The following is a 14,200-nucleotide window of genomic DNA, read 5'->3' on the forward strand; positions in this document are numbered from 1 at the left end:
CTCCCGGTTTGCAGAAAAGGATCACGCGATGGCGGTCGTCTCGACGGCTTTCGCCATGTCGACGATCGTCCATCCTGGCCGATATGGATTGGGCCGGCGACCCGTTTCGCGAAAGCCGTAGGCCTTATACAACGAAACGTTCCGTTCCATTCTGGCATTGGTGTAGAGTCGGATTTCAGGCAAGCTCCACAAGCGCGTCTGTTGCTCGGCCCAATCGAGCAGCCCGATGCCGAAACCCTTGCCCTGAAAGGCGGGCGCAACGGCGACGCTGAAGATCATTGTATGGTCCGCATGTCGTTCCAGAACGATCAAGCCGGCCGGCTGTCCGTCCTGCTCCGAAAGCCAGACCTCGCCGCGTTCTATGCGCGGCGCATAGTCCTCGGTGACGGGGATCGGCGGCGCTCCGAACAGGGCAGTGTAGGGCGCGTAGGCGTCGGTGGTGAGCGAGATCACCGTGGGGAGATCATCGGCCCGAGCGGCTCTCATGATCAAAACTGGCCCGCGCCGGCAGCGGCCGCAATCACCTTGTCCATGCCGGCCGCTATCGCGGCGACGGCATTGCGACTGGCGTCGCCCAAGCCGTGGCGCTCAGCGAGCCAGTGCGCGTCATTGTAGGAGAGCCAGACCTTGCCTTGCTCGTCCTCCCAAGCCAGTGCCTTGACCGGCAGATCGATGCCGGCAAGCTGCCGGTCCTGCATCAGCGGCGTGCCGCCTTTCGGGTTGCCAAAAATCAGAAGCTGGGTCGGACGCAGAGAAGCTTCGACACTGCGCGCACCGGCGGCGTGGTCAATGCGGGCGAAGACTAGCAATCCTGCACCTTCCACAGTCCCGACCAGGCGATCGATCGTCTCGGCCACGCCGAAGCGGCTTTGGACCGTGATGAGACCGTTCTTTGCCATCACTCCGCCGCTTCGCGCTTGCCTCCGGGGCGCCGCTCCAGCAATTCCCTCAGGAACTGCCCGGTATAGCTGCGTTTTTCGCGAACGATGTCCTCAGGCGTGCCGGACGCTACCAGCTCGCCGCCGCCGTCACCACCTTCGGGGCCAAGATCGAGCACCCAGTCAGCGGTCTTGATCACCTCTAGATTGTGCTCGATGACAACGACCGTGTTGCCCTGGTCGACCAGCTCGTGCAGCACTTCAAGCAGCTTGGCGACGTCGTGGAAATGCAGGCCGGTGGTTGGCTCATCGAGAATGTAGAGCGTCTTGCCGGTCGCCTTGCGCGACAGTTCCTTGGCAAGCTTGATGCGCTGCGCCTCGCCGCCCGACAAAGTCGTTGCCTGCTGGCCAACATGGATGTAGCCGAGGCCGACCCGTTTCAGCGTCTCCAGCTTGTCGCGCACACCGGGCACGGCGGCGAAGAAATCGACGCCTTCCTCGACCGTCATGTCGAGAACGTCGGCGATTGATTTGCCCTTGAACAGGACGTCGAGCGTCTCGCGGTTGTAGCGCTTGCCGTGGCAGACGTCGCAGGTGACGTAGACGTCGGGCAGGAAGTGCATCTCGATTTTGATGACGCCGTCGCCCTGGCAGGCCTCGCAGCGGCCGCCCTTGACGTTGAACGAGAAGCGGCCCGGCTGGTAGCCGCGCGCCTTGGCCTCCGGCAGGCCGGCGAACCAGTCGCGGATCGGCGTGAAGGCGCCGGTATAGGTGGCAGGGTTGGAGCGCGGGGTGCGCCCGATCGGCGACTGGTCGATATCGATGACCTTGTCGAGGAATTCCAGCCCCTCGATTCGGTCATGCTCGGCCGGATGCTCGCGCGAGCCCATGATGCGGCGCGACGCCGCCTTGAACAGGGTCTCGATCAGGAAGGTCGACTTGCCGCCGCCGGATACGCCGGTGACGGCGGTAAAGGTGCCGAGCGGGATTTCGGCGGTGACGTTCTTCAGGTTGTTGCCGCGCGCGCCGACGACCTTCAGCCGGCGGTTCTTCTTGGCCTCGCGCCGAACCGCCGGCGTCGCCACTTCGAGCTCGCCCGACAGATACTTGCCGGTGATCGAGGCGGGGGTCGCCATGATCTGCTGCGGCGTGCCCTGCGCGATGATGTGGCCGCCATGGATGCCGGCCGCCGGGCCGATATCGACGACGTAGTCGGCATGCAGGATGGCGTCCTCGTCATGCTCGACGACGATGACCGTGTTGCCGATGTCGCGCAGATGCTTCAGCGTGTCGAGCAGGCGGGCATTGTCGCGCTGGTGCAGGCCGATCGACGGCTCGTCGAGCACATAGAGCACGCCGGTCAGGCCGGAGCCGATCTGCGAAGCCAGCCGGATGCGCTGGCTCTCGCCGCCCGACAACGTGCCGGAGTTGCGCGACAGCGTCAGATAGTCGAGACCGACATCGTTGAGGAAGCGCAGCCGCTCGCGGATTTCCTTGAGCACGCGCACCGCGATCTCATTCTGCTTGTCGTTGAGCGATGCAGGCAGGTCGGTGAACCACTGGTCGGCCTTGCGGATCGACAGCTCGGTGACCTCGCCAATGTGCTTGCCGGCGATTTTGACCGCGAGCGCCTCGGGCTTCAGCCGATAGCCGCGGCAGGCCGGGCAGGGCGTGGCCGACATGAAGCGCTCGATCTCCTCGCGCATCCAGGCGGATTCCGTTTCCTTCCAGCGGCGCTCGAGGTTGGGGATGACGCCCTCGAAGGTTTTCGTCGTCTTGTAGGAGCGCAGGCCGTCATCGTAATGGAAGGTGATTTCGCGCTCGCCGGTGCCGTGCAGGACGGCTTGCTTTGCCTCCTCGCTCAAATCCTTGAACTTGTCGCCGAGCTTGAAGCCATAGGCAACGCCCAGCGCTTCCAGCGTCTGCGCATAGTAGGGCGAACTCGACTTCGCCCAAGGGCTGACGGCGCCGGCCCGCAGCGAGACATTCTCGTCGGGCACGACCAGGCTGGCATCAATGGCGCGTTGGCTGCCGAGCCCGTCGCAGGTCGGGCAGGCGCCGAACGGATTGTTGAAGGAGAATAGCCTGGGCTCGATCTCGGGAATGGTGAAGCCGGATACCGGGCAGGCGAACTTTTCCGAGAACAGCATGCGTTCATGCGTCTCGTTCTTCGATTTGTTGACCGAATCCTCGCCGGTCTGGCTGGCGTCGAGCGGCTTGTCGGCAAATTCCGCCACCGCCAGCCCGTCGGCCAGCTTCAGCGCGGTCTCGATGGAATCGGCGAGCCGCGTCGCCAGATCGCCGCGCACGACGATGCGGTCGACGACGACGTCGATGTCGTGCTTGTACTTCTTGTCCAGCGCCGGCACGTCGGCGATCTCATAGAAGACGCCATCGACCTTGACGCGCTGAAAACCCTTCTTCTGCAGCTCCAGCAGCTCCTTGCGGTACTCGCCTTTGCGGCCGCGCACCATCGGCGCCAGGATGAACAGCCGGGTGCCTTCCACGACTGCAAGCACCCGGTCGACCATCTGCGAGACCGTCTGGCTCTCGATCGGCAGGCCGGTGGCCGGCGAATAGGGTACACCGACGCGGGCGAACAAAAGCCGCATATAATCGTAGATCTCGGTGACGGTGCCGACCGTCGAACGTGGGTTCTTCGAGGTGGTCTTCTGCTCGATGGAGATGGCTGGCGACAGGCCGTCGATCTGGTCGACGTCCGGCTTCTGCATCATTTCGAGGAATTGCCGTGCATAGGCCGAAAGGCTCTCGACATAGCGGCGCTGGCCCTCGGCGTAGATGGTGTCGAAGGCAAGCGACGACTTGCCCGACCCCGACAGGCCGGTCATGACGATCAGGCTGTCACGCGGCAGGTCGAGATCGACATTCTTCAGATTGTGTTCGCGTGCCCCGCGAATGGAGAGATATTTATGGTCGGCCATCGCCGGTCGCCGCCTCAGAATCTGGAATTCGTGGGATGGGCGGGTTTTCCCGACCACCCCCTATGTAGGCAATTTCGCCGCCTTTTCGAGAGACGCCACAACTCTCGACCAAAGCGTTTAACCGCCTTTCGCGCGAACGGGCAAGCGGAAAGAACAAAGGCCGAACACGCTCCTGACAAAAGCTGCCCGTGGGGCCGGCTTCCCAAAACGTCTCGCGATCACATTTTTCGGTAATCGGCTATTCAAGGTTGACGTCCCTGCACCGTGGGGGCAGACTCCAGACGTCAACGAAGCCGGCCGTCTTTCGATGGCCTCGCGGCCTGGGGCTAGCCTGCGAGACGCCGCGGGTTATGCGATGAGCGCTTCGACGACGACAGTCGCAACCAACAGAAGGAGAGCAGAGGCATGACTCCACCGGATTGTTCGTTGAGGCTCCACGTGTCGCTGGAGCCGCGGCAGGTATAAGTGGCCAGGGTCAGGCGTTTTCGCTGCCCGCCAAACGGACCTGCTGATCCCCATAAAATCAGAGACTGCTAGTCGGATCGTCGGCTGAATGCCGCGAAGCATCCGAAATAAAATGCCGGCAGTACACTCCCGGCAATTTGGATTTCAGATCCAAGAAGCCCCGTCAGTTGCAAACGCAATGGCGGGGCTGTTCGTTTGAAGCGCAATATTTGTGGTTCACACCAGGCGAGCTTAGCGGCTGGAGGGCCTGATCCCGCCGGTAGCGACATCGATGGTGATGCTACCGGAAATCCGAACGTCGGTATCGCCAATCTTGAAGGTGCCGTTGCCGCTGCCTGGAGCCATATCGTCAGGCTCAGGCCGCGGCGCTGGCTCGGCGATGCGATAATCGCTGGTCACACCGGGCAGGGCGCCCTTTTGCGAAGACATCGAATTATCTTGGGCAAGTGCCATACCCACCAGCATGTTCGTGCCGGCTACGGTAGCGATAGCAAGGCATAACAGGCTGGACGAGCGGCTGGCGGTCATCGCCGGACTATAGTGCCGCGATAGCGGCAAGACCAGACCGATGTCGCTGAAATTGCGGGCGCTCAATCGCGTCAGTTCCGTCCGCCGGCCCGGCTCGTTCATGCGGCCTGCTTGCGAGTGTCGAAAACATGGTCGACGAGGCCCCAATCCTTGGCCTCCTGCGCGGTCATGAAAAAGTCGCGGTCGAGCGTGCGTTCCACTTCTTCGTAGGTGCGGCCGCAATGGCGGGCGTAAAGATCGGTCATGCGCCGCTTGGTGCGAAGGATGCCCTCGGCATGGCGCTGGATATCGGAGGCTTGGCCCTGGAAACCGCCGAGAGGCTGATGCAGCACGATGCTGGTGTTGGGTAGCGCGATCCGCCGCCCCGGTGTGCCGGCCATCAAAAGGAACGAGGCCATCGAGGCGGCGAAGCCCATACAAACCGTGGAGACCGGGCAGCTGATATACTGCATCGTATCGTAGATCGCGAAACCGCTGGTCACCACGCCACCCGGCGAGTTGATGTAGAGCGAGACCTCCTTGTCGGGATTGTCGGATTCCAACGACAGAAGCTGGGCGCAGACCAGCGCCGAGGTGCCGTCGTCGATCGCCCCGTTGATGAAGACGATGCGCTCGCGCAGCAGCCGCGAAAAAATGTCGAAGGCGCGTTCGCCGCGGCTCGACTGCTCGATCACCATTGGCACCAGATTGGCAAGGCCGCTCATCGGTTCTCTCCGTTGACTGTTGTCGTTCAGGCCGCGCGCAGGAAGAGGCGCGGCGTGTTTGCGGCGATCTGCTTGTGTCTGGGAGTGCGCGCTTCAAACGAAAGCCGGCAACCGGCGCCTGCCATCGCGATCTCCGGCACTGCTGCCCGAGCAAAACCATCATGGACGATGCGCAGATGCGTGCCGCCGGAAACGGTGCGGTCGAGCGTAAAGGTGACGATGCTGTCCACTGGGCTGTCGTTCATTGCGCTGTCCAGGGGGCTGCCGGGCGGCACCTGCGTATCGCCGGGCGCCGGCCGCTCCCGCCAGGAATAGCGCAGCAGCCGTCCGGGATCCGCGTCGAGGATTTCGCACTCGATCGGCGCATTCGGCGCTTTAAAGGCAAAGCGGTTGCCGATTTCGGGCTTGATGTCGTTCGGCATCATCCAGGCCGCGAGCAGGTCCGGCACCGTCAGCGCCCGCCACACCTTTTCCGGCGGTTCGGGCAGCTCGCACTCGAACTCGATCTTGTCTGCGGCCATTTCGGCGCGTTCTGTGCCTCGGCTGGTCATTGGTCCATGTCCTTCAAAACCGTCTTGAGTCTTTCGATGCGCTCTGGCCAGAACGCACGGTAGCGTTCGATCCAGCCGAGCAGTGGCGCAAGCCCCTTCGGATCGACGCGGTAATAGGCATTGCGACCGGCCCGGCGCTCGACCACGAGGCCGGCGCCGCGCAGCACTGCGAGATGTTGCGATACCGCCGGCTGCGATACCGGTATGCCAGTGCGCAGTTCCGACACCGTCATCTCGCCGTCGGCGAGCCGCTCATAGACGGCGCGACGCGTTGGATCCGCTAGTGCCCGAAAAATGTCTGCTTCGATCATGCCGAAAGCATAAGTCAATACTTATCGGTTTGGCAAGCCGTGTTTTTTAAGACAGGCGGTGTTTTTTAAGACAGGCGAGGTTTTACAAACTCGCTGGAGGCCAGCGTCTCACCATGTCGGGGGATCCGTTGAACGTCGCCTCGAAAACTGGTGACGCGAGCACAGCATGAATATGAAGCAATTCGGAGCCGACGTTTCGGAAGCCATGTTGCCTGTGCGCGGCAACAACAAGCGACTGTCCGGCAGTCAAGACGAGATGCTCTTCGTCGATCCACATCTCGGCCCTGCCAGCGATGACGGTAAGCACTTCCTCGACCGGGTGCCAATGTGTCGGGGCGCCAACCGCGGGTTCGACCCATTGTTCGAATATGCAAAGTTGAGTTGCGCCGTTGCAGGCCGAGACATGCATGCGGGTCTTTACTCCCGTCCGCCATTCTTCTTGCGGCTGATCGTCGTGCGCAACCATCTTCATGCGTTCGCCTCGATCCCATGGTCTGTGGAAATTCGACGCCAAGACACTACTTCTTACTGACAACTATTGACAGTGCAGGGCCTCTCCTATAGAACGAAAAGAGAACAAAAACCTTGTGGGAAAAGGCAGCGACGACAGGCAGGGATTGTCCATAGCCTGTAAGGTGCGGCGACAAAAATTCGGTTTCGGATGAGCGCGGAGAAGTATCATGGCGGGTAGCGTCAACAAGGTCATTCTGGTGGGCAACCTCGGGGCGGACCCTGAAATCCGCCGCTTGAATTCGGGTGACCCGGTCGTCAACATCCGCATCGCGACGTCGGAAAGCTGGCGCGACAAGACATCCGGAGAGCGCAAGGAAAAGACCGAGTGGCACAATGTCGTGATCTTCAACGACCAGATCGCCAAGGTGGCCGAGCAGTATCTGAAGAAGGGCATGAAGGTCTATGTCGAGGGCCAGCTGCAGACGCGCAAATGGCAGGACCAGACCGGCAATGACCGCTATACGACCGAAGTCGTGTTGCAGAAATTCCGCGGCGAGCTGCAGATGCTCGATGCGCGGGGCGAGGGCGGCGGCCAGGTCGGCAACTATGCCGGTGGTGGTGCGAGCCGCGGTTCCGATTTCGGCCAGTCCGGCCCGGGCGAAAGTTTCAATCGCGGTGGCGCCAACAAGGGCGGCGGCGGTGGTTCGTCGCGCGAGCTGGACGACGAAATCCCGTTCTGATTTCTCGGGGCGGACTGCCCTTGCGACGAAAAGCGCCGGCACCTTGGCCACGAAATGGCGTCCCGAAAATCTGTCTTGGATTTTCGGGACGTTGTGCGTTTGAGCGGTGAAAGGACGTATCAGGTGAAGGCAAGGGTCAAATGGGTCGAGGAGCGCACTTTCGTTGGCGAGTCCGCCAGTGGGCACAAGCTGGTGCTAGGCACTGCGTTCGGGCCGGAGGGCAAGACGCCGGGGCCGAGCCCAATGGAACTGGTGCTGATCGGCACTGGCGGCTGCTCGGCCTATGACGTGGTCCATATCCTCGAAAAGGGGCGCGAGGCGGTCGAAGATTGCGTGGTCGAACTCGATGCCGACCGTGCAGAAGCCGATCCCAGGGTGTTCACCCGCATTCACATGCATTTTGTCGTCAAGGGCCGGGCGCTATCACACGACAAGGTGAAGCGGGCGATCGGGCTTTCGATCGACAAATACTGCTCGGCCTCGGCAATGATGGCCAAGACTGCCGAGATTACCCACGACTTCGAAGTCATTGAAACGACAGCGAAGTAGGGTTGTCCCTACGTCGCCATCAGCGCCTTGATGCCGTCGGCGACGAACTGTACGGCGAGCGCCGCCAGGATGACGCCGAGCAGCCTTGTCAGGATCGAACGGCCGGTTTGGCCGAGGATACGGTCGATGCGCTCTGACAGCACGAACACCAGGTAGGTGATGACGAGGCAGATGGCGATGATGCCGACAAGGGCTGTCTGCGCCCCCAAACCCTGAAACGAGCTTGAGAGCAGGACGGTCGCCGAAATCGCGCCGGGACCGGCAATAAGCGGGATCGCCAGCGGAAAGGCGGCGATGTTGTGGATCATGTCCCTGGTGATGGCGACGTCGCCGATCTTCTCCTTGCGGTCCTGCCGGCGCTCGAACACCATTTCGAAGGCGATGAAGAACAGCAGAAAGCCGCCGGCGACGCGGAAGGCCGGCAGAGTGATGCCGAAGACTGACAGGATCGACGCGCCGGCGATTGCGAACAACGCCATTACCAGGAAGGCGATGACCGAGGCGCGCACGGAGACCTGGTTGCGCTCCTCGCGGTTCATGCCGCGGGTCACGGCGAGGAAGAGCGGCGCCAGGCCGGGCGGATCGATCGTCACCAGTATGGTGACGAAGGCGTTGAACAGGCTGTCGAAGCTCGGCATGCTGACCCTCCCCGCCGGCAAAGCCGGATAACGGGATTGGTAGAGCAAAGCGGAGCCAGTGGAAACCGTGCGGATCAGGGGCTGACGGCCCGGCGCGCCAGAAACTCGACTTCGAGACGCCAGGTGGCGCCGTCGTCCTGTGAGCGTTCGCCCAGCCAGCGGAACGAATTTTCGGTGATGCGCGAAAAGCTCCAGCGCACAGCAGATCCGGTGCCGTCTGCGCCTTGCTGGATGATGGTGTCGCCCTCGGCACGGCCGAGCTGGCGGCTGTAGTACTGATTGCGCGGATCGCTCCAGAAGATGTGCCAGGCGTCAACGCCGGGATCGTAGACGCGCAACGTCGTGCCATAGAAGGTCCATTTGCCGAGCGAGGGCGAGGGGCCGGCGTCACGGGCAGGCAGGATCCATACGTCCTGGATCGCGCGGCCTTCGAGCACCCAGCCGAAATGCACTTCGCCGCGCCCGGTCAGCACCTGACCGTCCTCGAGATGGCGCGTGGCGTCGAACGTCCAGGCGCCGATGAAGCGGCCATAAAGATTCAGTTTCTCGGCAAGGGCCGGTACGGGCCCACCGCTGTGCAGGGCCTTGGCAAAGGAATTGGACATGGCTTCGCTCTCATCTTGTCAGGAGACCGGCAAGCATAGAGGCTCACAGGGGTTCTGCGCTTGGGAAAAGTTGCTATGTTTCGGCGATGACGACGAGCGCGCACAGGCTGGCGTCGGGCCGAGGCTGGCAGGTGTCGGATGTCATCTGCACCGCCAGCGCCGCCGACAGGCCATTCGAGGAGGAGCATCGGGATTTCTGCGTTGCCGCCGTAACCAACGGCACCTTCCGCTATCGTGCGCGCGAGGGCACGGCGATGCTGGCGCCGGGCGCGCTCCTGCTCGGCAATCCCGGCACATGCTATGAATGCGGTCACGAGCATGGCGCCGGCGACCGCTGCCTCTCCTTCCATTTCGGACCGGCCTATATGGAGCGGATCGTCGCCGACGTGCCGGGCACGAAGACGCTCGATTTCGGCACGCCGCGCCTGCCGCCCTTGCCGGCGCTGGTGCCGCTGCTTGCCGAAGCGGAGGCGGCGCGCGAGATGGCCGACACCGGCGCGTTCGAGGAACTCGCCCTGCGCATTGCCGGTGCCGCGGTGACAGCGGCTTGCAGCGCCACGGATCGGGGACGGACGCCGAGCCGCCGTGACCAGAAGCGTGTTGCCGAAGCGGTGCGGCGCATCGAAGTCGATGCCGACCGGCCGATCTCGCTTGCCGAACTCGCCGACGAGACCGCCACCAGCCCTTACCATTTCCTGCGCACCTTCCGGCACGTCGCCGGTATGACGCCCTACCAATTCCTGCTGAGAGCGCGGCTGCACAGGGCAGCCGTGCGGCTCCGGACGTCGGATCAGACGATTTCGGCGATTGCCTTTTCGGCGGGATTCAACGATCTATCAACCTTCAATCGTCGTTTCCGGCGGCTGATGGGCGAGGCGCCGGGTACTTATCGCGCCCGCCGGCGACGCCCGTGAAAGGGTGCCACGGCCATATCGTCGCAATTGGTTTATCCTTTTGAATTTGCCGCTAAAAACCACACTGGAAAACTGCCGCGATTGTTGGAGTTTCAGGCTGGCTTCCTATATAAGCACCAAGTGATTCCTGATTAGATTGTGATCCGATTTGACCGACCAAAAGACACCGCGCGGCGCCGACGGCGGCCCCACCGGCATCGAGCCGATATCCATCATCGAGGAGATGCAGCGCTCCTATCTCGATTACGCCATGAGCGTGATCGTCAGCCGCGCGCTGCCGGACGTGCGCGATGGCCTCAAGCCGGTGCATCGCCGCATCCTCTACGCCGCCTATGAGAGCGGCTATCACTGGAACCGCAAATATGTGAAATCGGCACGCCCGGTCGCCGACGTGATGGGTAAATACCATCCGCATGGCGACGCCTCGATCTACGACGCTTTGGTGCGCATGGCGCAGGATTGGTCGCTGCGCGTGCCGCTGATCGACGGGCAGGGCAATTTCGGCTCGATCGACGGCGATCCGCCGGCGGCGATGCGCTACACGGAATCGCGGCTGACCAAGGTCGCGCATGAGTTGCTGGAAGACATCGACAAGGACACAGTCGATTTCCAGGACACTTACGATGCGTCCGGCAGCGAACCGAAAGTCCTGCCGGCGCGCTTCCCGAACCTGTTGGTCAACGGCTCCGGCGGTATCGCCGTCGGCATGGCCACCAACATCCCGCCGCACAATCTGGGCGAGGTCTGCAACGGCGCCATTGCCCTCATCGATAATCCGGCGATCGACCTTCCGGCGCTGATGGAGATCATTCCGGGACCGGATTTCCCGACCGGCGGCATCGTGCTTGGCCGTTCCGGTATCTACAGCGCCTATTCGACCGGCCGCGGCTCCATCGTCATGCGCGGCCGCGTCAACGTCGAGGCGCGCGGCAACGATCGGGAATCGATCGTCATCACCGAGGTTCCCTATCAGGTGAACAAGGCGTCGATGATCGAGAAGATGGCCGAGCTGGTGCGCGACAAGCGCATCGAGGGCATTTCCGACATTCGCGACGAGAGCGACCGGCAGGGCTACCGCGTCGTCATCGAACTGAAGCGCGACGCGGTCGCCGATGTCATTCTCAACCAGCTTTACCGCTTCACCCCGCTGCAGACATCCTTCGGCGCCAACATGGTGGCACTGAACGGCGGCAAGCCGGAATTGCTGACTCTGACCGACATGCTGAAGGCGTTCGTCGCCTTCCGTGAGGAGGTGATCAGCCGGCGCACAAAATTCCTGCTGCGCAAGGCGCGCGACCGCGCCCATGTGCTGGTCGGCCTTGCCATCGCTGTTGCCAACATCGATGAAGTCATCAAGCTGATCCGCAGCGCTCCGGACCCGCAGACGGCGCGCGAGCAGTTGATGGAGCGGCGCTGGCCTTCGGGCGACGTGGAATCGCTGATTCTTCTGATCGACGACCCGCGCCATCGCATCAACGAGGACGGTACCTACAATCTCTCCGAGGAGCAGGCGCGCGCCATCCTCGAACTGCGCCTGCAGCGCCTGACCGCGCTCGGCCGCGACGAGATCGCCGACGAGCTGAACACGATCGGCGACGAGATCAAGGACTACCTGGACATCCTCTCGTCCCGCGCCCGCGTCCAGCAGATCGTCAAGGACGAGCTCATCGCCGTGCGCGACGAGTTCGGCACGCCGCGCCGCACCGAGCTCGCCGAGGGCGGGGCGGACATGGAAGACGAGGACCTGATCCAGCGCGAGGACATGGTCGTCACGGTCAGCCATTCCGGCTACATCAAGCGCGTGCCGCTGTCGCTCTACCGGGCGCAGCGCCGCGGCGGCAAGGGCCGCTCCGGCATGTCGACCAAGGAAGAGGATTTCGTCACCCGGCTGTTCGTCGCCAACACGCACACGCCGGTGCTGTTCTTCTCCTCGCGCGGCATCGTCTACAAGGAAAAGGTCTGGCGCCTGCCGATCGGCAACCCGCAATCGCGCGGCAAGGCGCTGATCAATATGCTGCCGCTCGAACAGGGCGAGCGCATCACCACGATCATGCCGCTGCCGGAGGATGAGACGAGTTGGGGCGAGCTCGACGTCATGTTTGCCACCACGCGCGGCACCGTACGTCGCAACAAGCTGTCGGACTTCGTCCAGGTCAACCGCAACGGCAAGATCGCCATGAAGCTGGACGAGGAAGGCGACGAGATCCTCGGCGTCGAGACCTGCACAGACAATGACGACGTGCTTTTGACGGCAAGTTCCGGCCAGTGCATCCGCTTTCCGGTCAGCGACGTACGCGTCTTCCAGAGCCGCAATTCGGTCGGCGTGCGCGGCATTGCGATGGCCGATGGCGACCGGGTGATCTCGATGGCGGTGATCGAGCATGTCGATGCGCCGCCGGCGGAGCGTGCCGCCTACCTCAAGCGGGTGGTGGCCGAACGCCGGCTCGCTGCTGACATCGCGGCCGGCGAGGAGGAAGAAATCCAGCTCACCAATGAAGAGGTCGGCGAAGAGGCGGAGCTTTCCGACGACCGCTATGAGTTCCTCAAGGCGCACGAGCAGTTCGTGTTGACGGTGACGGAATATGGCTACGGCAAGCGTTCATCGTCCTACGATTTCCGCCTGACTGGCCGTGGCGGCAAGGGTATTCGCGCCACCGACGTCTCGAAAACGGCCGAAATCGGCCGCCTGGTGGCGACCTTCCCGGTCGGCAATGACGATCAGATCATGCTGGTTTCGGATGGCGGCACCGTTATCCGTGTTCCAGTGAACGGCATTCGTTTCGCCAGCCGCGCCACCAAGGGCGTTACCATCTTCAATACCGCAGAGGGCGAGAAGGTCGTTTCGGTGGAGCGAATTTCAGAACCGCAAGCGGATGAAGAGATCGAAGAGAGTGTCGATGCTGAAAGCGGCGCTGCTGCCGATGCCGAAGGTAGGGAGCCCGATACTTCCGTCGAGTGAGTTTGGCACGACGACGCCAGCCCTATGGGCCGGCGTGTGAAGACACCCGCAATCTAGAAGTGGCGATAAGGCTTGCGGTTGCCGAAGCCTTCGAACCGCTTGGTATTGGCCTTGGCGCGGACGCGCTGTGCTTCCTGATGCAAGCCGAATACGGTAGCGATCAGCATGGCGACGGTCATTGCGGTGGCGAGCATGTAGATCAGCATGTGCGTGTTCTCCTGCGCCTAACAACGATTAGATGGGTGTTTGGTTTCATCTTCTGCAGCTGCAACTTAGTGAACACTGCGTGAAGCTGTTGTGAGCGGCACATTCATCTGTCGTTCACGTCGGCCAAAAGGTTCGTGGGGCGGGCTGGCGATCGGATTTGCCTTTAGGGGAGAGGCTCGCTAGAAGCACCTGCCATGACCGAACGCATCGCCCTTTATGCCGGCTCTTTCGACCCGCTGACCAACGGCCATCTCGACGTGCTGAAGGCGTCGCTGGCCGTGGCGGATACAATCTATGCGGCGATCGGCATCCATCCCGGGAAGAAGCCGTTGTTTTCCTTCGAGGAACGGGTTGGCCTGATCGAAACGGCCGCGAAGGCGGAATTCGGCAGCGACGGTGCGCGTATCAAAGTAGTCGCCTTCGACGGGTTGGTCATCGATGCGGCCAGGAAGCATGGCGCCTCGATCATGATCCGCGGTCTGCGCGACGGCACCGACCTTGACTATGAGATGCAGATGGCCGGCATGAACGAGACCATGGCGCCGGAGCTGCAGACGGTGTTCCTGCCCGCCAGCCCTTCAGTGCGCACCATTACCGCCACACTTGTGCGCCAGATAGCTTCGATGGGAGGCGACATCCGCCCCTTCGTGCCGGCGGCCGTGGCCGGCGCGCTCACCGCCAAATTCGCGAAATAAATGCATGTCACCCAAAAGTGGAACCCGGCTTTGGGTAACGACATGCATGAACGAAGATATT

16 protein-coding genes are annotated in these 14,200 nt (G+C 62.5%); 5 read left to right on the forward strand and 11 right to left on the reverse strand.

What is annotated here, in order from left to right; all coding sequences use genetic code 11:
- Positions 1–21: 21 nt before the first annotated feature.
- From NKJ32_RS14895 to NKJ32_RS14930, 8 genes are all read right to left on the reverse strand, one after another.
- Positions 22–492 carry a GNAT family N-acetyltransferase gene (locus NKJ32_RS14895; RefSeq protein WP_352568740.1) on the reverse strand — a complete coding sequence of 157 codons (471 nt, stop codon included), beginning with the start codon at positions 490–492 and terminating at the stop codon, positions 22–24.
- The gene (locus NKJ32_RS14900) at positions 489–899 is read right to left on the reverse strand and encodes a DUF302 domain-containing protein (RefSeq protein ID WP_352568738.1); all 411 of its coding nucleotides are present in this window, start codon (positions 897–899) and stop codon (positions 489–491) included. Before NKJ32_RS14900 ends, NKJ32_RS14895 begins: the two co-directional genes overlap by 4 nt.
- Positions 899–3,820, reverse strand: coding sequence for an excinuclease ABC subunit UvrA (uvrA, locus tag NKJ32_RS14905; RefSeq protein ID WP_352646465.1), 2,922 nt, complete (start codon positions 3,818–3,820; stop codon positions 899–901). Before uvrA ends, NKJ32_RS14900 begins: the two co-directional genes overlap by 1 nt.
- 696 nt (positions 3,821–4,516) lie before the next feature.
- Positions 4,517–4,915: a hypothetical protein gene (locus tag NKJ32_RS14910; protein ID WP_352593513.1), complete on the reverse strand. Its 399-nt coding sequence runs from the start codon at positions 4,913–4,915 to the stop codon at positions 4,517–4,519.
- Positions 4,912–5,517, reverse strand: a complete 606-nt coding sequence (locus NKJ32_RS14915; protein WP_352502501.1) for an ATP-dependent Clp protease proteolytic subunit — start codon at positions 5,515–5,517, stop codon at positions 4,912–4,914. The genes NKJ32_RS14910 and NKJ32_RS14915 overlap by 4 nt, the downstream gene beginning before the upstream one ends.
- A 26-nt stretch (positions 5,518–5,543) precedes the next feature.
- Positions 5,544–6,068: an SRPBCC family protein gene (locus tag NKJ32_RS14920; protein ID WP_352697709.1), complete on the reverse strand. Its 525-nt coding sequence runs from the start codon at positions 6,066–6,068 to the stop codon at positions 5,544–5,546.
- A complete protein-coding gene (locus NKJ32_RS14925) occupies positions 6,065–6,379 on the reverse strand; it encodes an ArsR/SmtB family transcription factor (protein WP_352448759.1) in 315 nt (104 codons plus the stop codon). The genes NKJ32_RS14920 and NKJ32_RS14925 overlap by 4 nt, the downstream gene beginning before the upstream one ends.
- 82 nt (positions 6,380–6,461) lie before the next feature.
- On the reverse strand, positions 6,462–6,851 hold the full coding sequence (locus NKJ32_RS14930) for a cupin domain-containing protein (RefSeq protein ID WP_352646470.1): 390 nt from the start codon (positions 6,849–6,851) through the stop codon (positions 6,462–6,464).
- A gap of 208 nt (positions 6,852–7,059) precedes the next feature.
- Between NKJ32_RS14930 and NKJ32_RS14935 the strand changes: the two genes are divergently transcribed.
- The gene (locus NKJ32_RS14935; RefSeq protein ID WP_023674867.1) at positions 7,060–7,572 is read left to right on the forward strand and encodes a single-stranded DNA-binding protein; all 513 of its coding nucleotides are present in this window, start codon (positions 7,060–7,062) and stop codon (positions 7,570–7,572) included.
- Between the two features lie 123 nt (positions 7,573–7,695).
- Complete coding sequence (locus NKJ32_RS14940; protein ID WP_352646472.1) at positions 7,696–8,121, forward strand: OsmC family protein; 426 nt, start codon at positions 7,696–7,698, stop codon at positions 8,119–8,121.
- Between the two features lie 8 nt (positions 8,122–8,129).
- Here NKJ32_RS14940 and NKJ32_RS14945 read toward each other — a convergent pair whose 3' ends face one another.
- Positions 8,130–8,759, reverse strand: a complete 630-nt coding sequence (locus tag NKJ32_RS14945; RefSeq protein ID WP_023674869.1) for a MarC family protein — start codon at positions 8,757–8,759, stop codon at positions 8,130–8,132.
- A 74-nt stretch (positions 8,760–8,833) separates the two neighbouring features.
- A complete protein-coding gene (locus NKJ32_RS14950; protein ID WP_352646474.1) occupies positions 8,834–9,364 on the reverse strand; it encodes a hypothetical protein in 531 nt (176 codons plus the stop codon).
- Positions 9,365–9,450: 86 nt separating this feature from the next.
- Between NKJ32_RS14950 and NKJ32_RS14955 the strand changes: the two genes are divergently transcribed.
- Positions 9,451–10,278 (forward strand): helix-turn-helix transcriptional regulator, encoded by an 828-nt coding sequence (locus NKJ32_RS14955; protein ID WP_352593499.1) that lies wholly within the window; start codon positions 9,451–9,453, stop codon positions 10,276–10,278.
- Positions 10,279–10,426: 148 nt separating this feature from the next.
- Complete coding sequence (gyrA, locus tag NKJ32_RS14960; protein ID WP_352754773.1) at positions 10,427–13,237, forward strand: DNA gyrase subunit A; 2,811 nt, start codon at positions 10,427–10,429, stop codon at positions 13,235–13,237.
- A 53-nt stretch (positions 13,238–13,290) separates the two neighbouring features.
- Here the strand turns inward: gyrA and NKJ32_RS14965 are convergent, their stop codons facing one another.
- Positions 13,291–13,443, reverse strand: a complete 153-nt coding sequence (locus NKJ32_RS14965) for a hypothetical protein (RefSeq protein ID WP_254817366.1) — start codon at positions 13,441–13,443, stop codon at positions 13,291–13,293.
- A 195-nt stretch (positions 13,444–13,638) separates the two neighbouring features.
- Between NKJ32_RS14965 and coaD the strand changes: the two genes are divergently transcribed.
- The gene (coaD, locus tag NKJ32_RS14970) at positions 13,639–14,139 is read left to right on the forward strand and encodes a pantetheine-phosphate adenylyltransferase (RefSeq protein WP_352448768.1); all 501 of its coding nucleotides are present in this window, start codon (positions 13,639–13,641) and stop codon (positions 14,137–14,139) included.
- Positions 14,140–14,200: the final 61 nt, after the last annotated feature.

This window comes from Mesorhizobium sp. M0159 (genome assembly GCF_040322295.1).
GTDB lineage: Bacteria > Pseudomonadota > Alphaproteobacteria > Rhizobiales > Rhizobiaceae > Mesorhizobium.